Raw genomic sequence first — 21,919 nt, 5'->3', positions numbered from 1 at the left:
TGAGGGATCTAGGGCCGATTGGCCAGAATTTACCTGGACGCGAGACAAGAGTATGGTGAGGCACATTTGCAGGACGGGGTTCGGGCCGCAGCTTCTCCCCAGGAGGTCAGGCGGTGGCATACATCGGCGTTGCCCTTCTCATCGCAGCGGTCTTGTTTGCGGATGTATTGACGGCGTTGGGGTATCTGGTCCCTCTTCTCTATCTCATTCCGATCTGGTTGGCCTTCCGTCTTCTTCCGCCTGGAGCGGCCCTCTGGGCCGGCGGTGTATGCGCGTCCCTCACGGCGGTGGGAATGGTGATTTCACCGCCGGGAATGGAATTGTCCATGGCGATTGTGAATCGCATGCTCGGCATTGCGGTGCTGGGGGGAATGACCGGCTTATTTTGGCATCGCAGGCGCGCGGAACAGGCGTTTCTAGGAGTGAAAGAGCGACTGGAACAACAAGTGGCCGATCAGACCCATAAGCTCCGGACCGTCAACCAACAGCTGACCCAGCAGCTGGCCGAACGGCGACAAATTGAAGCGGCGTTACGGGACAGTCGTGAACGGTTGGAACTGGCCACGAAAGGGGCGGATGCCGGAGTCTGGGATTGGGATTTGCGGACCAACCGCATGTATTTCTCCCCGCGCTGGAAGAGCCAATTGGGCTATGCCGATCATGAGATCGGCAATACGTTTGAAGAATGGGAATCGCGAATACATCCCGACGATCACGAACGGGCGATGGAGACGATTCGCGCCTACCTCGAAGGCCATTTGTTGATCTATAACGTTGAACATCGGCTGCGGCACAAAGACGGGTCCTATCGCTGGATTCTGACCAGCGGATCGGCATTTCGAGACGAGAAGGCAGCGCTGGTCCGCATGACCGGTGTTCACATCGACATGACGGAACGCAAATTCGCAGAAGAATCACTGCGGCTGGTCCAGGAACGGTACCGCAATATTGTCGAGCATGCGTTGCAGGGAATTTTTCAGACCACCATAGACGGGCATTATGTGACGGTCAATCGCGCCTTGGCGAAGCTGTATGGCTATGATTCGCCGGAACATATGCTGAGCCTCGTGACCGGTATTGCGCAACAGTTGTATGTCGATCCGCAACGGTGGGATGAATTCAAACGGCAGATGCAAGCAGCCGGGATGGTGACGAAATTTGAGGCGCAGGTGCGGCGACGAGACGGGACGCTCATCTGGATCTGGGAGAATGTCAGGGCGCTTCGCGACAATGATGGGACGATTGTCGGCTATGAGGGGATCGTCGAAGATATTACGGCTCGCAAGGAAGCCGAGGCGGCGGTGCGGGCCAGCGAAGAGCGCTATCGAAACATCGTTGAGGTCGCCAGCGATATCATGTATCGGACCGATGAGCGGGGAATTTTTACCTATTGTAATCCGACCTCTCAGCGAATCCTGGGGTATACGCCCGAAGAACTGATTGGCCGCCATTGCCTGGCGCTGGTCCACCCGGCTTCTCGACAGGAGGCGCAGAATTTTTACGGCCGACAGTTCGTCAGAAAGCGCCTTCGTACCTATTACGAACTGCCTGCGGTCTCTAAAACAGGCGCGGAAGTCTGGCTGGGCCAGAATGTGCAGCTGCTGTGCGACGGCGAGCGGATCATTGGGTTTCAGGTGGTCGCTCGAGATATTACCGAACGCAAGCGGGTTGAATCCGCTCTCCGGGAAAGCGAGGAGCGGTTTGCCACGGCGTTTCGGAGCAGTCCCGCCGCCATGGTGATCAGCCGTTATGAAGACGGCCGACTGCTGGACGTGAATGAGGCGTTCCTGCGGATTTTCGGAGGCACTCGAGCGGAAGTGATCGGGACGACCGCGCTCGACTTCGGGTTATGGGTGAAGCCGGAAGAGCGGGAGGATCTCCTGCAGACCCTCAAACGTGACGGGCATATTCGCTTTATGGAAAAAGCGTACCATCTCAAATCCGGAGATGTTCGCCACTGCCTGTTCAATGTCGAGATTTTAACCATCGGGCGCGACCAGTGCCTGTTGACCCTGATCCTGGACATTACCAGGCGCAAACAGGCCGAGGATGCGCTCCATTACAATCAGGAGGTGCTCCTGAAACATCAGGAGGCACTGATGTGCCTGACACAAAATGCGCATATCAGCAGCGGGCAGTGGTCGGATGCTCTGCGCGACATCATGGAAACCTCCACCAAAGGCTTGGATGTCGAACGAGGCAGCGTGTGGTTGTTCGACCGCGACGGCGTACAGTTACGCTGTGTGGAGCTGTACGAACGGTCGCTCGCACGCCATGGCGACGGTCAGATGCTTTCGGCCGGCGACCATCCGGACTATTTCGAGCGGCTCTCCCGGGAAGGGGTAATTGCCATGGATGAGGTGCAGAGCGACAGCCGGGCAGGCGAACGAACACTGTCGGCCTTAGCCCCGCCGGACGTCACGTCGGTGCTGGATGTGCCCATTTCCCGCGAAGGCAGACTCGCCGGCGTGGTCTGCCATGAGCATGTCGGAGCGGCTCGCCGGTGGACCGTGGCCGAGCAGCAGTTTGCGTCGGCCATCGGACATGTGGTGTTGCTCGCCTATGAAGCGACCAATCGGCGGGAAGCGGAGCAAGCGCTGCTCATTGCGAAAGAGGCGGCGGAGGCCGCCAATCGGGCCAAGAGTGATTTTCTCGCCACGATGAGCCATGAAATTCGGACGCCGATGAACGCGATCGTCGGCATGGCGGATTTGTTATCCGAGACCCCGCTGAACGAAGACCAACAGGAATATGTGCGGATCTTCCGGGATGCCGGGAAAAATCTTGTCGGCCTGATCAATAACATTCTGGACCTCTCGAAGATCGAGGCGGGCCATCTGGAAATGGACGCCGTCGAATTCGACCTTCATGATCTGGTCCAACGGGTTGCGGAACTGGTCGCCATCCGGGCCAATGAGAAGAATCTTGAGCTGGCCTATCGCATTCAATCCGATGTGCCGGGATTCCTCATCGGTGATCCGAACCGCCTGCGACAAATTCTGATCAACCTGTTGGGCAATGCGATTCGATTTACGGAAGCGGGAGAAGTCGTGCTGCAGATTCAGTCCGATCCTACTGGGGGCGCTCGGGGAGCACTGCTCTTCTCCGTGCGTGATACGGGCATCGGGATTCCGGCGGACAAACTGGACATGATTTTCGAAAGTTTCAGTCAGGCCGACCTTTCGACTACCCGCCAGTACAGCGGCACCGGGCTAGGACTGACCATCTCAAAGAAATTGGTGGAACGCATGGGGGGGCGCATTTGGGTTGAAAGTGAACTGGGCTCAGGCAGCACATTTTTCTTCACCGCCTGTTTTGGAGTGGGAGTGAGGCAGTCGGTGGCGGAGCTTCTTCCGCAATGGGAGCGGTTGACGGGCTTGAAGACCCTGGTAGTGGATGATAATACGACCAACCGTTTGATCGTGCGGGAGACATTGGTGTCATGGGGAATTCCTGTCGAAGAAGCAGCAGGCGGAGATGAGGCGTTGGACGCGCTCGCGCGAGCCGGCGAAGCAGGAGATCCTTTCCGCCTGGTCATCCTCGATGTGCGAATGCCGGGCCGGAGCGGGTGGCAGGTGGCGGAATCAATGGCGCGCAGACCGTTGTTGTCGAAACTGCCCATTGTCATGTTGGCCTCGGAGCGAAGCCAGAGCGATCAAGAGATGATTCGGAGATTGGGGATTACCCGGTATCTAGCCAAGCCTTTCAGACGGTCCGATCTCTTCAATGCCATCATGGCTATCATCGGGGCGCAAACGGCTTTGCCGCTCTCTTCTTCGGAAGGCGAAGGACAGACCCTTTCCCGAGCGACGCGACCGTTGCGGATTCTGTTGGTCGAGGATTTCGCCGATAATCGCCGCATGATCGAATTGTATCTGAAGAAGAGTCCTTATCAGCTTGATATGGCTCCCAATGGACAGGTTGCGGTGGAGATGTTCACCAATGCCTCCTATGACCTCGTGCTCATGGATATTCAGATGCCGGTCATGGACGGCTATCAGGCGACCGGATTGATCAGAAAATGGGAAGCGGACCAGCACCGGCCTCCGACGCCGATCCTGGCATTGACCGCCAATGCTTTGAAAGGCGAGGTGCAGAAAAGCCTGACCGCGGGCTGCACCGCCCACCTGGTGAAACCCATCAGGAAGGCGCAATTACTCCAGGCCATCATGCAGCATACGGAGGACCGGCCGGCGAATGACGTCCCTCCTTCGGAGGCCAATCCGGAAGGCCGGTTGGTTCTGGAGGTGAGTGCGGAGCTGGAAGAATTGATGCCGAAATTTCTTGCGAATCGCCGGCGCGATGTGGCGCAGATCATCGCGGAATTGGCCAACGGCGAGTTCGAGCGTATCAGAGTGTTAGGACACGGCATCAAGGGAGCCGGCGGAACCTATGGGTCCGCGGTCATTAGCCGGCTGGGAGAGCATATTGAACAGGCTGCGATCGAGCGGAACGCGGGCGCAATTGAGGCGGATGTGACCGCACTGAACGACTATTTGGAGCGCGTCGAATTGGTATTTGTGTAACCCCAGAGCATGCTGTTCATGCGGGTATTGATCGTCGAAGACCAAGAAGATATCCGGGACTTGTTCGGCCAAGTCATCCGATCGTTGGGCCACCATGTGCAGGCCTGCGCGGATGGCGAGGCCGGATGGAGAGCCTATGAGAAGGGACAGTATTCCTTGATCCTGCTGGATTGGGAGCTAGGATGCGGCGGGATGAACGGCCTTCAGCTCTGCGGGAAGATCCGTGCAGACCCGCGCGGGGACCGATGTGTCATCATCATGGTGACGGCGCACAATACACCCGAGAGTCTCAAGGCGGCGCTCCAGGCTGGCGTCAACGATTACCTGGTGAAGCCACTCGGGTCGGAATTGCTCAAGCTGCGCCTCGGCGTCGCAGAACAATGGGTCGAAAATCTGACCCGTCGCTTTGAAGCGGAAGACAAAGCGCAAGACCTCGAGCGACAATTGGCCAAAGCTGGACGCTTTTTCGACCTCGTCGGCCAGACTCCCTGCATGACTCGATTGTATGCGCAGATCCAAGAGATCGCCGCGGTGGACTCCACAGTCCTGATCGAAGGGGAGACGGGCACCGGCAAGGAACTGGTAGCCAGAGCCATCCACTCGGCGAGCCGCCGCAAGGACCAGCCGTTCATTGCAGTCAACTGCGCCGGGTTTACAGAATCGATTCTGGGAAGTCAGCTCTTCGGCCATAAGAAAGGGTCGTTCACCGGGGCGATCGATTCGCAGGAAGGCGTCTTCGAGGCGGCTCACGGAGGAACGATCTTCCTCGACGAAATCGGTGACATCCCGACGGCGGTCCAGACCGGCCTCCTGCGGGTGCTTCAAGAGCGGGAGATTACGCGCCTGGGAGAAGCCAAGCCGCGCAAGGTGGATGTGCGCGTTCTGGCAGCGACGCACCACAAGCTGGCCGATGACGTCGAGAAGGGCACGTTTCGTCGCGATCTCTTGTATCGAATTCGTGTCGCCCGTATCCATATTGCGCCCCTGCGCGCCAGGCAGGATGATGTGCCGGTTTTGGCACATTTCTTTCTCAGCCAATTTCGGTCGATCATGGAGAAGCCGGTTCACCAGATCAGCGACGCTGCCATGCAGGGGCTCGCAGGGTACGCCTGGCCCGGCAATGTTCGGGAATTGAAAAGCGCCATCGAATCGGCGGTCATCCATTGCAAAAGTTCCATGATCGAGTATGACGATCTACCGCCGGAAATCATCGCCCCCGACACCCCGACGGAACAGGCAGGTGAACAGCCGTCATCGGATGAACGGAACCGCATTGTGATCGCCTTGCGTGAGGCCGGCGGCAACCGCTCCGAAGCCGCTCGTCTGTTAGGAATGAGCCGGCGCACCTTTTATCGGCGACTCCTCGAATATAACCTGCCTCTGACCATCTGACGTTGCACGCACCGTGAGGGCCTTGGCACAGGCTTCTTTCATGGCACAGCGTTGGCACAGCTCCAAAGTTCATCCCTGCCCGGCAGTTCTCTATCTCATTGAAAAAGCCCGATCTGGCTGTTCGTCAAGGCTGGCATGGAGCTTGACATAAGAAAACTCCATGCGAGTCACCAAGCAAGCAGGATCGGCGGGGGAAACCGTCACTGAAGCCTGAATCGTTCGCTCAGGAGGATTGAGCCATGACCGTCAAAGGTTTTCTTCTTCAAAATGGATCGGATCGCGAGTTCTTGCTGACGATCCAGCCCTCGGCGCAGGGTCCGTTCGAGCGCTTGGTCGTTCGGGAGAAAGTGGACGGCTATTGGATTGATCTGGGCAGCAATGCGCAAACCTCGTGGCAGGACCGCAGTCTGGCCATTGCGGCTGTGTTTGGATATCTCCAAGGACTTTGGCAAACGACGCAGAGGATACCAAGAGTCGAGCAATAACCGGTTCGCCGGCAATACCGACAATAAAGGAGGGGCCATGTTGTACAAAGAGGAGGGGATAGTGAGCACCTTGGTGGCGATGTCGAGTCGCGGCGAAGAGCAGGCCTTGGCGATGCAGGCTTCGGCCCGGCGGCATCGGCCGGAAGATCTCACGCCGCGCGAACGAGAAATTCTTGAGAAGGTATGGGCCGGGTTCACGAATCGCTATATCGCGCATCAACTCGGCATCAGCATTAAAACAGTCGAAGCGCATCGTGCCAACATGATGAAAAAGCTGCGGGTGTCCAATACGGCCCAGCTGTTGAAGACCGCCATTGAAACCGGGTTGCTCGCTGCGGGGATGGAGAGCCGTTGACTTATCATTGCGGCAAGCGGCGGTAGCCTCGCGATCGACCTCGAGCCGCCGCCGTTTCCCGCGCCGGCTGTTCGCCCCGCGCCCAACATCGCGCTCGCTCCTGCGATGCGGTTTGCAGTATGATAGCGGACCTCATCACAGGAGCGGCGAGTGATTGAACAGAGAATCGAAGAGGTGACCCAAGCCAATCGTGCCTTCTATGAAGCTTTCGAAAGTCTCGATGTTGCTCAGATGGATAAGATCTGGGCGCATCAGGACTATGTCACCTGCATCCATCCCGGCTGGTCCCTGCGGTCCGGCTGGCCTGCCGTCCGCGATTCCTGGGTTTTGATCTTCAACAATACCTTTTCCATGTCTTTCGAGCTGACCGAGGTCCAAGTCCAGGTGGCCGGGGACATCGGGTGGGTCATCTGCACGGAGCATCTCGCCAGCCGGCAGGGCGAGCAGCCGATCGAGACGCGCGTGCTCGCGACGAATCTGTTCGAGCGGATCGGGGACGAGTGGCTGATGATCCATCACCATGGATCGCCGGTCATGGGGTGAACGAGGAACTTCGTCGCGACAGAAAAGTCGTTCGGTGCATGCTCGTCATGTTGCAGGACTGTGAAGAATTCCACGCGATAATTATCTCGTCTCAGGTCCATCAAGGCCTGTGCTCGCTTCCGCCGGCTCGCCGGGTCTGCTGTAAGCTAGCGGCAGAACGGCTGCGACTCCCCCCTGTTCCGGCCGCCTTGTATGATAGGTCCTCGAACATCTTAGTTGCTCGACGGATGCCGGGAGAGGGTCGCCGTCATGGCCGCCGCGAGGCTCCGTCCTCGGAGGTGAGAAGGGCGCCCTCGACCGGTGCCGATGGTTCGCACGGTATCCCGAGGCACCAGTCGTGTCCTCGCATGCACAAGGCCGAACCCGCGCACCGGCATCGAGACTCCCCGCGTGCCGCCGCAGAAAGGAGTCCTATGCGCTTCGCCGGCATTGACATCGCGGCTGAACGTCATGTGGTCGCTCTCATGGATGAGCACGAACAGATCCTCGTGCCGCCCACGCCCTTTGGCGAGGATGCCTCGGGCTATGCCCTGCTCCAGGCTCGGCTCGGCTCCCCCTCGGATCTGTTGATCGTCGTGGAAGCCACCGGCCATTACTGGCAAAACCTCTTCGCGTTCTTGACGGCGCACGCTTCGCCGTGACCGTGCTCAATCCGTTGCGGTCCCACCGCTTTGCGGCCGAGGACCTGGCCCGCACGAAAACGGATGCGATTGATGCGGTGGGATTGGCGCGGTTGGCGGTCCAGAAGCGGCCGGCCCCCATGCCGGTGCCCGACACGCTGGTCCGGGAACTGCGCGAATGGGTCCGCCTGCGGGATCGCCTGCTGCAGGACCAGGGCGATCGCGTTCGGCAGCTGCACCGGCTGGTGGACTTGGGCTTCCCGGAGTTCACACGCCTGGTTCCACATCTGGCCGATCCCCTGGCCACCACCCTGTTGCACGCCTATCCCACGGCGCAGGCCTTTGCGACCGTCTCCGCTCGGCGCCTGGCGGGGCTGCGCTATGGAGAACGGCGGCGCGTCGGCGCCCCGTTGGCGCAGCAGCTCGTGGAGGCGGCGGCGCACTCGGTCGGGCAGCATCACGGTGCCGCATACCAGCTGCAGATCCGGTATCTCTGTGAAGATCTCGACCTGTTGCGACAGCGACTGCATGGCGTGGCGCAGGACATCGAGCGGGGGTTGACGCAGCATGAGGTCGGCACGCTGCTGACGACGATCGAGGGGATTGGCCCACAGACCGCCGCCCGCCTGATCGGCGAACTGGGCGATCCGGCCGCCTTCCGCAGTGCGGCGGCGTTGGCCGCCTATGTCGGCGTCATCCCCGCCTTGCGACAATCCGGCAAGCGGCAGTCGCGCCGGGCCAGCTTGACTCCACTGGGCCATGCGCGGCTGCGGGCGGCCCTCTGGCTGCCGACGCTCGTCGCGGTGCGCTTCAATCCCTGGCTGAACGCGTTCTACGAGCGCCTGCGGGCTCGTGGCAAACTGGCCAAGGTCGCCCTCATCGCCGCCATGCACAAACTGCTGGCGGCCATCTATAGCGTCGCAAAACATCGCCGGCCTTTTGTCGCCCACCCCGTGGAGCAAGGAGTCCTCCAATGACGAACACACCACTTGACAATCACAACGGTATCTCACCGACTCGGCGGCGTGCGCAGACCTGATGCTCGTTAGTCCTCGCATCGCGCACCCCCGCATCGGAATGCGGGGGATTCCGATCCGGCAATGCCATAAAGTGATGGCATTGCCGGTCGGGTCTCGCAAAGACACTGGGCGCTCACCGACTCGCGCCCGTCGCAAGCATGAGGCGATTTCTTCATCGCCTCGCGCACCTTCGCACATCAGCGCGACTCGCCGGCGAAGTCGCGGCCACAGGCCTCGATGGCTGCATTAGCTTAGGTAGTAAGATGGAATGGAGTGAAGTGGAGCTTGCACTTAAAGGGTGCAGGCCTGCTCGTTAGCTAATTCAGATGGCGAGCCCTCCTCCATAAGTCCCAAAAGTCGTTCCATTGGAGACGTGCGAGCCAAGAATGATAACCGACTCCGTTCCGATATCCGCCGCTTCCTCTTGAATCTTACTTTCCAAGGTATGCATATTGGCATAGCCATTTCCATGCGCCAGCCACTTTCGCCTTTTGAAGCAGCCAGCTTCAGGAAAGGCCCCATCACGGTACAGTTTCACTCCTGCTGGATGCATTTTTGCCGGTGGGATCATGCCGGCGGTTTCGAGCATTTCATGCTGTCAGCGTGCCATAGCGCAGCCGGAAAGTAGGAGCTGCGCGGGGAGGCGGAGCGGTGGCAATCTGGGCAGCAAGCCCCGCTCCCAATCCCGAGCACGCGGCTGTTCCTGAAAATTCTGAGCGATCACGATTAGATTCTGTGGCGGTGGATTCATACAGGACAAGATCAGCGCCCAAAACCAGCCGAGCACTGTCCATCCTAGAAAAATATTCACGAGAGCAATCGAGTAGCTCCGAGATCGTCCCCCCGCGGCGCATATCATGCTCCGATTGAGGGTGTCCGAGATTTTCTGAACCGGCGGTACACGAACCATGCGATCTATCCGTTGCTCTTGCCGCCGGGGCCGTAACTCCCTCGCCTGGAAGCCGCTGATCCCATCCTATCCTCACCCGGTCGGGTTGAAGGGTGAGGACTCAATAAATTGCCACCGGAACGGAATCGTGTTGGTGATTTCTACCGTCTCCTCGGTGTCGAACTCCACGAGACGTTCCGCGCCGGGAAAGTTAATCGCGCGATTAACTTCCCAATTGATAGAGGCCTGTCCCGTGAGTTGGAGTGTGTCGCCCTTTTTGAAATCTATGAACAGGAGCCCGGTACGGGGGTTCACGGCGATGTTGCCCAAGGTTTGGAACATCATGTTGCCGGAATAATCGGGCCAAACCAGCCGGCTCTCGTTCACGACCTGCACAAATCCGGGGTTCCCGCCGCGATGTGACGCGTCGACTCCGCCATCCGGGTGGCTGCTGGCTACGAAGAATGTATCCGCTTCACGAATCCACCGCCGCTGCTTTTCTGTAAGACTCCGGCTGCATAGAATCCTTTCCTCTTTCATTGACTTTCCGGCTGCCGGCTGCCATTGCCGCGCTTGAATATACTTGGGACAATTGGCATAGACCTGTTGGACGGATACGTGAATTGCTCCGTCCTTCTGTATCTCGGCCCTGCCGTTCAGTCTCATCCGATAACGGGTTGCGAAGTCGATCACGATCATGCCGACTTGGCCGCCGGTTGCCAGACTTTGAGCGAGTGGGTCGCCTGCCGCGGGGCGGGCGTTGATTCTCACAGTCCGATCATCAACCGCTTGCATGAAGCCGGGATGACCGGTTAGAACAGAGGCCCACTGCCGGCCGTCGCTAGCGACCGCCCCGATAAAGGCTATGGGCTGGCGGAGCAAGAATTCCCGCGCCACCGGCGGGATGGCGGCGCTGATGGACTTGCCGATACGATCCGCCATGTCACGGCGATTCGCGCGTGCTTGTACGATAAGCTCGCCGGGATGATACATGACAGCCATCTCACCCCTCCTTCCCTTCCATTCATTGAGACATGATTCAAAAGAATCCGCAGGAAGGCGCGCCAGGTGATGGAGCGGTTCGATTGCCCGCACCGCTCGGGGCGTAAATCTCCAGACGGATGCCGTCCGGGTCTTCAAAGAAAATGCCGCCGGACTGAGCCCCCTCTGCATGGGGTACGATGCCGTCGTAAATGAAGGGCACCTTCATACTCTGAAGTTTCCGCTCAACTTCTTTGACTTGCTCGATGGCAGCGACTTGAAACGAAAGGTGGTGAAGGCCGGGATGCTTTTTCTCAAATCGACCGGTCGCCTGCTGCCAGAGGGTCAGGACCAGTGTGTTTCCGTCGCTTAGAAAGACAAAATGACGGTTCGGTTCCTGGGATTCCCCGGTGACTTTGAACCCGAATACCTCCTGGTAAAACCGTTTGGATTGATTAAGGTCGCTGACGTTAAGACCCACGTGCCCTGTCGTGACACTCTGTATGCTATGACTGGTCATTGGACGGCTCCTTTTGAAATATTGCGGGCGCTAACCTGTAAAGTCGATAATTAGAGGTTATACGCTGGAAATGATAACCTGTCAATATATGTTTTGATGGTTATGCGATAATGGCTTAAAAGGAGAGAGGGATGGCAATATCAAGGCAACGGCAGGAGGACAAATTCATTTTAATCGGTAACTACTTATGCCTGGATTTCGTCAATACATTCATTGCTCAGGACGGGCGGCCGGTTGATCTCTTGAGTTGCTTCGACGATCTCATCGTGTGGTTAAGTCAGACCCGCGTGCTCGATACGGAGCAGTCGAGAGCAATCATCAGGAACTGGAGTGAGGATCGTGAAACTGCGACAGTGCTTGATCGTGCGCGAGAATTTAGGACGGCCTTACGGCATATGGCAGAAAAGATTATGGAGGGAAAAGCGGTGCCGCAAACCGTGGTCGATCAGATTAATGAGTTACTTCAGCATCACGTGGGGCACGGAGAACTCAGGCGCGTGAAGGGCGGCTTTGAAAAACGATTCCAAAGCGATTTTAGAGAGCCGATCCATCTCTTGTGGCCTGTCGCCGAATCGGCGTGCGATCTTCTGGTTTATGGAGATCTTTCTCTCGTCAAGAAGTGTGAAAACGTAGCCTGCGTATTGTTCTTCTACGACACGACTAAGAACCATAGCCGCCGCTGGTGCAGCATGAGCGCGTGCGGAAATCGGATGAAAGTGGCGGCCTATTATCGTCGCTTGAGAACTTTGGATACCACATAGATCATCGGGTGATATCGTAATGATCGCTTCATTGACATTTCATCCTCTTCCGGCTACCGTCCTGCCCGCTTGGTGCGTGCTCCTCTGCATTGAGGCATACAGGCGCGGGCTTTTCTGCGACCGGAGGAAATCAATGAGACAATTCATTTTGGCAGGCGGTGTGATAGCCATGCTGACGGTGGGCACGGGGTGCACCACGGTCGCGCAAGTCACCACCCTGGATGATCCGGCGTGCAAAAGCACGGTGCGGGACCAACTCAACTCGGTCTTGCTTGAACAAGGCGAACAGCCTGAAATCGCTCAGCGGCTCGCTGTAAACACCACCACCGTCTTGGCGACCGGCGCCTTGGGGCCTCGGCCGTTCGGCGTGTCCTCTCCCTCGGGAGCCGACTATAGTTTTTTCGTTCAGCACAAACGTTCGGAATGCCTGCTGCGGCTCTATGGCCGTCAAAAGGGATTCGCGAGGTATTCCAACAACCTCACTTACATTGCAAGCCGATCCCTGGACGGCTGCCAATGCACCGATTAACCAGATAATCTTCTGCTTCTTTGCCTTCCCTCCCAGCCGTTGCAATAGATCGGGCCACGGCCTCGGCCTGGCCGTTCCATTTTTAGAAATCGTAGCCGGCGCTATGGGCATGTGGCACAGCATCCGGGCATGTGGCACAGTCCTGCATCCCTTCCGAAAATCTTCACTCATTCAACCTGTTGAAATTATGGGTCTAGTTCATTATTTCGTTGGTGGCATATAACTTGATGATGCCTCATTCGTAATGGAAAGGCCGTTGGAAGAGGTCCCGAGCAGTCAGCGCGGCCTACAACAATTGAAGTCGGATCCATCGCTGGCGATCCGAAGAAAGGGAGCCTCCGTGAAGGTCAAAGGCTTTCTAATCGAGGGGGCAGACAAAGAGGAGTTGTTGCTGTCTGTTCAACCGGCAGGCGGCGGAATGTTTGAGCATTTGGCCACGCGGGATTCGGCCGATACAGAATGGTTTGACGTGCAGGAATTCTCGCAACCGTCTCGCACGCAGGTCACGATGGCGGTGCTCAGCTATCTTCACCGGTTGTGGCAGATGTCAGGCCCGCTTCAAGTACTGGATCACTGACCCAGGCAAAACAGCCGGCCCTGTGCCGCTGCTGTCATCCAAGGAAAGGAGAAACTCATGTTGAAGGAACTACCCCCGGTAAAGAACGGAAGAATGGACGTGAGGCATACCACCCAGTCCGTCACGGCACTGACCCAACCCACGGTCGAGCGGCGTACGCGCCGGCCGGAAGATCTGACGCCGCGTGAAATGCAAATTCTTCAATTGGTATGGGACGGCAACACGAGCCGGCTGATTGCGGAACAACTCAACATCAGCATCAAAACGGCCGAGGCGCATCGGGCCAACATGATGAAAAAACTGCGGGCTTCGAACACCGCGCAATTGGTCAAAGCGGCATTCGAGGCGGGACTCCTGCAAATCTCATTGGTCGGGGAACCGAGGGGGACAGTCAATGCCGTCGATCAGTCCATTGCCTAACCGGCAATGGACTGCGCGCATGGAACCGAAACAATCGGGTAAGAGCTAGTGTTTGCCCGGTAGGGCGCTCGGTATTTCCTCGATTCGCACGGTCTTCTGCCACTCGGCCGCGATCGCGTCCCGTTGGTCCATGGCCATGCCGGCGTATTTCATAAACATTTGCGGTCCCCGCCGCCGGCGCCAATTGAGGAAACTCATGAAGTGTTCTTTGCATACCGATTGCGTACCGGCCGGGGCATAGACTTTCGCCTGGCAGCCGCCGATCATACATCCTTGATCGCTCATCCTCTGCTACTCCCCGGGACGATGGATTGGTCCCGCATGTGATTGTCGCTACACCCCAGTATGCCGGATCGTTCTTTCGGAATGCAACGCCGCATCATGGCGCTTGACGCAACTGAAGCGATTCCGCTATTCCAACGGCATGCGGATGGTTCCTCGCCGGCTCGCCGCCGTCTTGCTCGGCTTTGCCATGATGTGGTTCGGTTGCTCCGAGTCATATTTGCCCGGCCTGCCGCCGGGCAGCCCCTTTGCTGAAGCCCAAACGCCCTCCCCCTCGCTCTTGTCCCAGGGAATTGCAGTAGGGGACGTGTCCAGTCATTCGGCGCTCCTCTGGGTCAGAACCGACGGGCCGGCCAGAATCACCGTAAATTATGGGCCGGTGGCACCCGAATCGGAAGCCGGGTTAGAGGCTTTCCACTCACCGGGTCCGCGATCGGAGGCGGCATACGAGACGACTGCGAGTCAGGATTATACCCTCACGATTTCTCTAGATGGATTGCGCCCTTCGACCGCCTATGCCTTTCGAATGACCGCGGTGCCGGTTTCGGGCGAAGCTGCCTCTCGTCCCGGAACCGAAACGAAGGCTGACGAGCTAGCCGGGCGTTTTATGACCCTGCCTGATTCGTCCACAGGCGACCCCGTCAATTTCGGTTGGAGCGCCGATGTGGGAGGTCAAGCGCAATGCCGGGATATGGCCGCCGGCTATCCCATTTTCGACGTCCTCCGCCGATTTCCAATGGAATTTTTCTTGCTGCTGGGCGATACGGTCTACGCGGACGAGCGATGTTCCGCGCCGCCCAATGCTCCGGGAAGCGACTTTGCGGCCGTCACGCTGGAGAACTATCGAGCCAAACATCGGTATCAACGCGCTTCATTGGCCCTTCAGCGGTTTCTGGCTTCCGTTCCCGTCTTTGTCGTCTGGGACGATCATGAAGTTCGCAATAACTTTTCCGGCCCGTTTGAGGAGAGGATGCCGGAGGCTCGACAAGCGTTGTTTGAGTATTGGCCGATTCGCCGCGATCCGATCGATCCACACCGGCTGTACCGCCGGGTAAGCGCGGGCGCCGTACTCGACGTTTTTATCCTCGACACCCGACAGTACCGGAGCCGGAACGGCGATCCAGATGGACCGGACAAAACCATGTTGGGAAAGGAACAACTGGCCTGGTTGCTCGACGGCCTGCAACGTTCGACCGCCGTGTGGAAGGTCATTGCGTCGAGTGTGCCCTTATCGGTTCCCAAACCAGGGCCGCTTCATACGCCGGGCAATGATGGGTGGGCCAATGGCACCGATGGAACCGGATTTGAAACGGAACTGAAGCGCATTGCCGAATGTATTGTTTCCCAAAAGGTGCGCAACGTGGTCTGGCTGGCGGCCGATGTCCATTTCGTCGAGGCGAATATCTATGACGTCGACGGCGATGGTACACCCGATTTCCATGAGTTCGTTGCAGGGCCTCTGTCCGCCGCAAGCGGCCGTATGGTGCCGCCGCGAAGTCCGTTTCAGATCCGAACTCTCATCCAGGAGGGCGGCTATCGAAATTTCGGGACGGTTAGGGCCGACGAGATGAATTTCAATGTCACCATTGTCGATGAGAGCGGGCGCCGGCGCTTCGCACACCACCTCGAAGCCCGGTAAGGCGCTGGTCGGCGAAAATCCCCTTGCAATCGTCTCGGTACGGCAGTTACCGTACCGCGTTAGCCCGCTTCGTTGGCGCGCTCTTCAGAGTTTGGAAAATCATCGTGATCATGCAGGTCCTGTCGGTCTTGGGCGCGTTGATGGTCCTGGCCGCGTACGGCTTGATTCAAAACGGCATCTGGCGGGAACTGGATGCCGGGTATCTGGCGTTAAACATCGCCGGGTCTGTTTTGCTGGGAATCGTTGCCGTGGCGGAGCGACAAGTCGGTTTCATCCTGTTGGAGTTCGCGTGGGCGGGGTTGGGAATCGTAGGAGTTGTGCGGGCCTGGAAGGCGAGGCACTCGCCTCGCGCAACGGGCTGATATCGTTCTTAAACGCATGATCGAGAAGGAGAAGGCACCATGGCGGGCTTGATGTCGGCGGATGATGTGTACGAAAAGGCCAGAGAAGCGGCGGTCGCGGCGACCGGGCCGGATGAACGGGCGTTGCAGATCGATTACGATGCTTTGAAGGAAAAATTTCGTTCGGCGCTTGGAGACCGCAAAGTCATGCGCTGCCACGTGAATAAATTTTTGCCCGAAGGCTATGAGGATCAGGGCCGGTTGAATCTTGTACTGCTGACGGCGGGGAACGTGCTGTTTGATGTCGTCATCGGGGACCAGTATTTTCGCTACGATGTGGTGTCCATCGCACAACTCGATAAGGTCCAGGTCATCGATGCGGTGTGGGACAATCGGGAAAAACGCCGTGAGGAGCCCTTCCTCAGCCTTCGCCTCATGCACGGTGAAGAGACCCATTTGCTACTGGCGCTTGATGAAGAGGAACGTCGGAGCTTGCTGGGATTTGCGACCGCGGTGGCGCTGGTCAGGAATCCGGAGCGCTAAGGTAGGCGGGCTGCGGAGGACTGATTTCGTGGCCAGCAGGCATCATGGGGTCTTGGACGGTAAAGATTGAGTGGGGCACGAGGCTAAAACCCCGCTGATTACACCCGTCCAACCTCAAGCTGTTCGCATGCCGTTTTTCCCGGGCAAGGCCGTAGCGTTCTATGTGCGGGTATAGAACGGGAGCGCATGCACCGTCGCCTGGTGGCGCGATCCGTTGATCTCAACGGTGAGGGCCGTCCCGGGTTTTGAGAAATCGCGTAAGGGAAATCCGAAGGCGATTGCGGACTGCAGTTGCAGGGATTGCACGGCGCTGCTGACCCATCCCACCTCTCGGTCGCCGCTGAAGAGCTTGGCTCCGCATGGCGGAATGACGGCGTCTTCGATCACCAGCCCCACCAGCCTTCGCCGTACGCTCCCATAGGTGTCCATTCTTGCCACGACCTCCTGCCCCGGGTAGCAGCCCTTGGACAGACTGAAGGCTTTTCCTTCAAGGTTCGCTTCAGGAGGTACGATTTCTTCATTCAAATCAGGTCCGGCCTGTGGAAGCCCGGCCTCCATGCGCAAGGCCTCCCGCGCCTGGTTTCCAAACGGTCTGAGTCCATGCGCCTGACCTGCTTGCGTCAGTCGGTCCCAAGCCGTGACGGCCGCTTCAGCCGGCACAAAAACCTCAAAATCTTCTTCGCCCGTCTCTTCCGTTCGGATAATCATCGCCGATTTGCCGGCAATATCGACCGACAGAAATTCCAGCAGGCCGAGCGTAGACGCGTCGCAGCCGAAAGCCGCTCGTATAATCGCCGCCGCTTGCGGACCGCTCACCAAGATGATCCCCCACGTTTCCCCGCAATTTTCCATTTTTGCTTTGGTGCCGTATAGGAGAAACTTGCGAAGTGCCTGAAAGGTCCCATCGCCGACTTCGCCGACATCTTCCACCACCACCTCGTCCGGCCGGATATAGACCCGGAAATAGGCGAGCATTTTCCCCTTATGGCTGAGAAAGCTGCTATAGCGGCCCTGGCCCGGCTTCAATGGCAGGATGTCGTTGCTGATGATACTCTGGAGCCATTTGATTCGGTCGTCCCCCGTCACGCGAAGCTTGCCCCGGTGCGACAGATCGGCGATGCCGGCTTGCCGGCGGACGGCCGTATGTTCGGCGAGGGGATCGCCATAATGGGCCGGGACGGACCAGCCGGCTTGCTCTTCAAAGGTCGCGCCGAGCGAGGCATGGCGCTCGTACAAAGAAGATTGTTTCATGGATTGGTCGGCGCCTCCGGTTTGATCCCATCCCCATGGGTGCCGCTCAGGACTTCCCTCAAAAGATCTCGCGTGCGAGCGGAAAACTCGTTGCGCGAGACGATCTTCGATACACCGAGCCGCTTGGCCTGCTGCCAGGTGCCGACTTCTTCGTGATTGGCGAACGCGAGGACAGGAAGATTATTGAAACGGGGATCGGCCTTGATCGCTTCCAAAGCCTTCAAACCGTCGAGTGCCGGATCATTCATATCAAGGACAAACGCCGCCGGCTGAATGGCCGCGATCTTGTCGGGGACGTCTTGTTGCGAGCGGGCGCGCTCGAGCTGATAACCATGGGGTTTGAGGGCGTCGCGAAGCTTGGTGTAAAAGAAAATGTCGTTCACGGCTGCCAAAATGGTGGTCATGGAGGAAATCGCAGTCTCCAATCGCCTGGTTCGGTTAGTTCATCGAGCTGACGAGCCGACCCAGCGCCCGTTTCGCGAGGGCATAGTCGGGATTCAGCGTCAACGCCTTCTTATAACAATCGATTGCCTCCGCCCATTTTCCCTGCCGCTCGTAGACCCGGCCGAGATTCAGATGGGGAAAAGCCGGATTCTCATAGCGCTTCGCCTGCATGGCCCGCTCGAACCAAGGAATGGCCTCGTCGAGCTGTCCTTTTTCGATGAGGTAAGCGCCGATATCATTGTAGGGATTTCCGAAATCCGGATCCCGGTCGATCGCCTTATAACATTCTTCGATCGCCTCATCGAGTTTGCCCATGAAGCTGTAAGTCCAACCGAGAAAAGTATGGGCTTCCGCGGTGGGATGGGCCGCGATGGACTGCTTGTATAGGTTCACAGCCTCTTCCAACTGGCCTTTCATCTGTTGCTCGTAGGCCTGTTGAAACAGCTGCCAAGCGTCCCGCTTGTCTTCTTCGCTGCCTTCGCCCTGAATCAAAAAATCCTGCACATCCATGAAAAATCCAAGAGCTAATGGCCGATAGCGTCTGGCTAATCGGATTAAAGCCGATTGCTTCTTCAGCGATTAGCCATCAGCTTCGTGACTCGGCCTGTCGTTCCTTGCCGCCTTGCCGGGAACGCTTTGAGCGGCCGCGTAGAACACATTGTCTTATGCCATTAGCTCACTTATGCGGTCAGGGCGCCGATAGCATATGGCCGATAGTTTATCGAGGTTGTTGGCCGCTTCTTGCTATCAGCCATCAGCCTAAGTTTATCATTCCTGCTTGAGCTTTTTCTTAATCAGCTCGGCGCCGTACCGGCCGGAGAGCAGCATGGAGCCGAAGGCCGGTCCCATCCGGGGAGTCCCGTGCACGGCGGCGACCGCCAAGCCGATGACAAAACAATTCGGATAGACTTCCCCTGTTTTGTCCATGACATCTTCTTCGGAACGAGACACCCACATGGCTCCGTTGCCGGGGACCGACTGGTACAAGTTCCGTTTGTTCAAGAGGGAGACCACTACGGCATCGTGGCCCGTCGCATCGACGACAATCTTGCCTTCCAGCGCGATTGGATCCACGTGGATGATATCATGCCCCGCCATCTCGGCGGTCGTGCTGTTCACGACGATTCCTTCCAATATTCCATCTCGTCGAAGGATCAAGTCCACTACCCGGGTCAGATTCATGATTTTCGCGCCCGCTTGGTAGGCGGCGGCAATCAGGGCTCCGGTGGCGTGAGGAGGATCAACGATGTACATTCCCTCGCATTCCTTGACCGGTTTGCAGGGGACGTTGATCTCTCCCAAAATCTCATGGGCCGGCGCGCAGATCGTCGCCTTATTCATCAGATACCCGCCGGACCAGAACCCGCCTCCCAAGGCCAGGCTCTGTTCGACGATGAGCGTGCGAAATCCCATCGCCGCGAGATCGCGGCCGCAAATCAACCCGGACGGACCAGCCCCCACAATGATCACATCGCTTTCGATGAGCTGGTCGAACTCTTTATAGTATTCCCGGGCGATGTGCCGGGTGATATCGCGTTCGCGCAATGGCGCTGGTTTAGGCTTGGCCATGGGGTACTCCTCAACGGATGCTCAAAACAGCCTTCAACATCGTTCCCGGTCGCTCATCCCCCTCAACATACCCATAGGACAGTACGCCTCGGGGGCGGGACACTGCCGGCTCACTGACTCGCCGGCGCGCACAAACATGGCGCTCTTTATTCATCGCGCCGTGCGCCTCCCTGCGGCCTTGTTGAAAGACTGTTTTGAGCATCCTCACCCGTTAACGACTCTCACAAGTAAATTTCCGAGCCGGCTTGCCGAAATTCCTCAGACTTTTCTTTCATGCCGATTTGAATCGCCTGCTGCTCGTCCAGTTTCTTCTGCGCCGCATATTCCCGCACGTCTTGCGTGATCTTCATCGAGCAGAAATGCGGGCCGCACATCGAGCAAAAGTGGGCGACCTTGGCGGCGTTGTCGGGCAACGTCGCGTCGTGAAAGGCGCGCGCGGTGTCGGGGTCCAGCGACAGATTGAACTGGTCTTCCCAGCGGAATTCGAATCGGGCTTTCGAGAGCGCGTTGTCCCGAGCCTGCGCGCCGGGATGCCCTTTTGCCAGATCCGCCGCGTGGGCGGCGATTTTATACGTGACGACGCCGGTCTTGACGTCTTCTTTATTGGGCAGGCCCAAATGCTCCTTCGGCGTCACGTAGCAGAGCATCGCGCATCCGTACCAGCCGATCATGGCCGCGCCGATCCCGGAGGTGATGTGATCGTACCCGGGGGCAATGTCGGTCGTCAGGGGCCCGAGCGTATAAAACGGCGCCTCCTGACATTCTTTCAGCTGCTTCTCCATGTTCTGGTGAATCAGATGCATCGGCACATGACCGGGACCTTCGATCATGACCTGCACGTCGTGTCGCCAGGCGATGTTGGTCAGTTCGCCCAATGTTTCAAGTTCGGCAAACTGCGCCTCGTCGTTCGCATCGGCAATCGAGCCAGGGCGCAGGCCGTCCCCCAGGCTGAACGACACGTCATATGTCTTCATGATCTCGCAGATTTCTTCAAAATGGGTGTAGGCGAAATTTTCTTCATGGTGCGCCAGACACCATTTGGCGTGGATCGAGCCGCCGCGCGACACGATGCCCGTCATTCTGCCGGCCGTGAGCGGGACATAGCGAAGCCGGACACCAGCATGGATCGTAAAGTAATCCACGCCCTGTTCGGCTTGTTCAATAAGAGTATCGCGATAAATCTCCCAGGTCAGGTCTTCCGCCTTGCCGCCGACCTTTTCGAGCGCTTGGTAGATAGGCACCGTTCCGATCGGCACCGGGGAATTGCGGATGATCCATTCCCGCGTCTCGTGAATGTTCTTGCCGGTTGAGAGATCCATGACCGTGTCGGCGCCCCAGCGAATCGACCAGATCATTTTCTCCACTTCTTCTTCAATGGAGGAGGCCACCGCGGAGTTGCCGATATTGGAGTTGATCTTCACCAGAAAGTTGCGTCCGATGATCATCGGTTCGCTTTCGGGGTGATTGATGTTGGCCGGAATGATGGCCCGGCCGCGCGCGACCTCATCGCGAACAAACTCCGGCGTGATGCGATCAGGAATTCGAGCCCCCCAGGCCTGTCCAGGATGCTGCGCGACTCCCCCTCCATGGCCATTACGGCCCGAGGGGATGGGGGGGGCGGCGTCCCGGACCTGGTTCTCGCGGATCGCGATAAATTCCATCTCGGGCGTCACGATCCCTTTTCGAGCATAGTGCATCTGCGTCACATTCAGGCCGGGCTTGGCCTTCAAGGGCTTCCGGATGTGTTGGAAACGTAAATCTTTCAGCTTGGGATCCGATGCCCGGAGCCGGCCATAATGAGAGGATACTTCGGACAGTTCGATGACGTCGTGGCGTCCGAGGATCCATGGTCTTCGGATGGGGTTTAAGCCGGCCTTGGCGTCGATCTGTTGATGCGGATCGGTATAGGGGCCTGATGTATCATAAACCGTGACGGCGGAGTCGGGCGCCGGCTCCCGCCCATCCAGGGCACGGGCGGGAGAGAGGCTGATCTCTCTCATAGGCACGCGAACGCCCGGTAAAGCGCCCTCCACATAAATTTTGCGTGATGCCGGAAATGGTGCAGTGGTCAAAGGGGAAGTCATCGACGGCTGCCCGGTCCCGTGTTGATGTCCATTTTTGGCAAGAGGCTCACTCATGATGGCGATCCTTTCTCCGCGGGCGTGACGTGAATCGAATGCTCAAAAATAAGAAAAGCCGCATCCGGCAAGGGTGCGGCTTCATCAACCACGAA

The 21,919-nt window shown here is 58.1% G+C and carries 22 protein-coding genes and 1 pseudogene; 13 read left to right on the top strand and 10 right to left on the bottom strand.

Annotated features, from left to right (window positions below; all coding sequences use genetic code 11):
- The first annotated feature begins 113 nt into the window (after window positions 1-113).
- The 6 genes and pseudogenes from ACWGXE_RS17200 to ACWGXE_RS17175 all read left to right on the top strand — a co-directional run bounded on the left by ACWGXE_RS17200 (window position 114) and on the right by ACWGXE_RS17175 (window position 8,898).
- Window positions 114-4,526: a PAS domain S-box protein gene (locus ACWGXE_RS17200; protein WP_447599229.1), complete on the top strand. Its 4,413-nt coding sequence runs from the start codon at window positions 114-116 to the stop codon at window positions 4,524-4,526.
- An 18-nt stretch (window positions 4,527-4,544) separates the two neighbouring features.
- Window positions 4,545-5,918 carry a sigma-54-dependent transcriptional regulator gene (locus ACWGXE_RS17195; protein ID WP_447599228.1) on the top strand — a complete coding sequence of 458 codons (1,374 nt, stop codon included), beginning with the start codon at window positions 4,545-4,547 and terminating at the stop codon, window positions 5,916-5,918.
- Window positions 5,919-6,157: 239 nt separating this feature from the next.
- Window positions 6,158-6,403: a hypothetical protein gene (locus tag ACWGXE_RS17190; protein ID WP_447599226.1), complete on the top strand. Its 246-nt coding sequence runs from the start codon at window positions 6,158-6,160 to the stop codon at window positions 6,401-6,403.
- 37 nt (window positions 6,404-6,440) lie between these two features.
- Window positions 6,441-6,758 carry a response regulator transcription factor gene (locus ACWGXE_RS17185; protein ID WP_447599225.1) on the top strand — a complete coding sequence of 106 codons (318 nt, stop codon included), beginning with the start codon at window positions 6,441-6,443 and terminating at the stop codon, window positions 6,756-6,758.
- A gap of 150 nt (window positions 6,759-6,908) precedes the next feature.
- Complete coding sequence (locus ACWGXE_RS17180) at window positions 6,909-7,301, top strand: nuclear transport factor 2 family protein (protein ID WP_447599224.1); 393 nt, start codon at window positions 6,909-6,911, stop codon at window positions 7,299-7,301.
- A gap of 38 nt (window positions 7,302-7,339) precedes the next feature.
- Window positions 7,340-8,898: pseudogene (locus ACWGXE_RS17175) on the top strand (IS110 family transposase).
- 364 nt (window positions 8,899-9,262) lie between these two features.
- On the opposite strand, the gene ACWGXE_RS17170 reads toward ACWGXE_RS17175, so the two are convergent.
- From ACWGXE_RS17170 to ACWGXE_RS17155, 4 genes are all read right to left on the bottom strand, one after another.
- Window positions 9,263-9,529 (bottom strand): hypothetical protein, encoded by a 267-nt coding sequence (locus ACWGXE_RS17170; RefSeq protein WP_447599223.1) that lies wholly within the window; start codon window positions 9,527-9,529, stop codon window positions 9,263-9,265.
- A gap of 9 nt (window positions 9,530-9,538) precedes the next feature.
- On the bottom strand, window positions 9,539-9,799 hold the full coding sequence (locus ACWGXE_RS17165) for a superinfection immunity protein (protein ID WP_447603780.1): 261 nt from the start codon (window positions 9,797-9,799) through the stop codon (window positions 9,539-9,541).
- A gap of 123 nt (window positions 9,800-9,922) precedes the next feature.
- Window positions 9,923-10,831: a pyridoxamine 5'-phosphate oxidase family protein gene (locus ACWGXE_RS17160; RefSeq protein ID WP_447599222.1), complete on the bottom strand. Its 909-nt coding sequence runs from the start codon at window positions 10,829-10,831 to the stop codon at window positions 9,923-9,925.
- Window positions 10,832-10,868: 37 nt separating this feature from the next.
- Entirely contained in the window at window positions 10,869-11,330 is a 462-nt protein-coding gene (locus ACWGXE_RS17155; RefSeq protein WP_447599220.1) for a VOC family protein, read from the bottom strand.
- Window positions 11,331-11,461: 131 nt separating this feature from the next.
- On the opposite strand from ACWGXE_RS17155, the gene ACWGXE_RS17150 reads away from it, so the two are divergent.
- From ACWGXE_RS17150 to ACWGXE_RS17135, 4 genes are all read left to right on the top strand, one after another.
- Window positions 11,462-12,091: a CGNR zinc finger domain-containing protein gene (locus tag ACWGXE_RS17150; RefSeq protein WP_447599219.1), complete on the top strand. Its 630-nt coding sequence runs from the start codon at window positions 11,462-11,464 to the stop codon at window positions 12,089-12,091.
- 133 nt (window positions 12,092-12,224) lie between these two features.
- Window positions 12,225-12,620 carry a hypothetical protein gene (locus ACWGXE_RS17145; protein WP_447599218.1) on the top strand — a complete coding sequence of 132 codons (396 nt, stop codon included), beginning with the start codon at window positions 12,225-12,227 and terminating at the stop codon, window positions 12,618-12,620.
- Between the two features lie 244 nt (window positions 12,621-12,864).
- On the top strand, window positions 12,865-13,197 hold the full coding sequence (locus ACWGXE_RS17140; protein ID WP_447599217.1) for a hypothetical protein: 333 nt from the start codon (window positions 12,865-12,867) through the stop codon (window positions 13,195-13,197).
- A 57-nt stretch (window positions 13,198-13,254) separates the two neighbouring features.
- Window positions 13,255-13,617 (top strand): LuxR C-terminal-related transcriptional regulator, encoded by a 363-nt coding sequence (locus ACWGXE_RS17135; protein ID WP_447599216.1) that lies wholly within the window; start codon window positions 13,255-13,257, stop codon window positions 13,615-13,617.
- 45 nt (window positions 13,618-13,662) lie between these two features.
- Here ACWGXE_RS17135 and ACWGXE_RS17130 read toward each other — a convergent pair whose 3' ends face one another.
- The gene (locus tag ACWGXE_RS17130; protein WP_447599215.1) at window positions 13,663-13,902 is read right to left on the bottom strand and encodes a hypothetical protein; all 240 of its coding nucleotides are present in this window, start codon (window positions 13,900-13,902) and stop codon (window positions 13,663-13,665) included.
- Window positions 13,903-14,005: 103 nt separating this feature from the next.
- On the opposite strand from ACWGXE_RS17130, the gene ACWGXE_RS17125 reads away from it, so the two are divergent.
- The 3 genes from ACWGXE_RS17125 (at window position 14,006) to ACWGXE_RS17115 (ending at window position 16,422) form a co-directional block, all read left to right on the top strand.
- The gene (locus ACWGXE_RS17125; RefSeq protein ID WP_447599214.1) at window positions 14,006-15,538 is read left to right on the top strand and encodes an alkaline phosphatase D family protein; all 1,533 of its coding nucleotides are present in this window, start codon (window positions 14,006-14,008) and stop codon (window positions 15,536-15,538) included.
- 110 nt (window positions 15,539-15,648) lie between these two features.
- Entirely contained in the window at window positions 15,649-15,900 is a 252-nt protein-coding gene (locus ACWGXE_RS17120; protein WP_447603779.1) for a CBU_0592 family membrane protein, read from the top strand.
- Window positions 15,901-15,939: 39 nt separating this feature from the next.
- Window positions 15,940-16,422: a hypothetical protein gene (locus ACWGXE_RS17115; protein ID WP_447599213.1), complete on the top strand. Its 483-nt coding sequence runs from the start codon at window positions 15,940-15,942 to the stop codon at window positions 16,420-16,422.
- Window positions 16,423-16,581: 159 nt separating this feature from the next.
- Here ACWGXE_RS17115 and ygfZ read toward each other — a convergent pair whose 3' ends face one another.
- The 5 genes from ygfZ to thiC form a co-directional block, all read right to left on the bottom strand.
- A complete protein-coding gene (ygfZ, locus tag ACWGXE_RS17110) occupies window positions 16,582-17,673 on the bottom strand; it encodes a CAF17-like 4Fe-4S cluster assembly/insertion protein YgfZ (RefSeq protein WP_447599212.1) in 1,092 nt (363 codons plus the stop codon).
- Window positions 17,670-18,077 (bottom strand): response regulator, encoded by a 408-nt coding sequence (locus tag ACWGXE_RS17105; RefSeq protein WP_447599211.1) that lies wholly within the window; start codon window positions 18,075-18,077, stop codon window positions 17,670-17,672. Before ACWGXE_RS17105 ends, ygfZ begins: the two co-directional genes overlap by 4 nt.
- A 34-nt stretch (window positions 18,078-18,111) precedes the next feature.
- Window positions 18,112-18,627: a tetratricopeptide repeat protein gene (locus ACWGXE_RS17100; protein ID WP_447599210.1), complete on the bottom strand. Its 516-nt coding sequence runs from the start codon at window positions 18,625-18,627 to the stop codon at window positions 18,112-18,114.
- A gap of 258 nt (window positions 18,628-18,885) precedes the next feature.
- Window positions 18,886-19,686: a sulfide-dependent adenosine diphosphate thiazole synthase gene (locus ACWGXE_RS17095; RefSeq protein ID WP_447599209.1), complete on the bottom strand. Its 801-nt coding sequence runs from the start codon at window positions 19,684-19,686 to the stop codon at window positions 18,886-18,888.
- A gap of 221 nt (window positions 19,687-19,907) precedes the next feature.
- Complete coding sequence (gene thiC, locus ACWGXE_RS17090; RefSeq protein ID WP_447603777.1) at window positions 19,908-21,770, bottom strand: phosphomethylpyrimidine synthase ThiC; 1,863 nt, start codon at window positions 21,768-21,770, stop codon at window positions 19,908-19,910.
- Between the last annotated feature and the right edge of the window lie 149 nt (window positions 21,771-21,919).

The organism is Nitrospira sp. Nam80, from assembly GCF_965152575.1.
The sequence above is the reverse complement of the archived record's forward strand: the minus strand, read 5'-3'. Positions and strand labels throughout refer to the sequence as shown.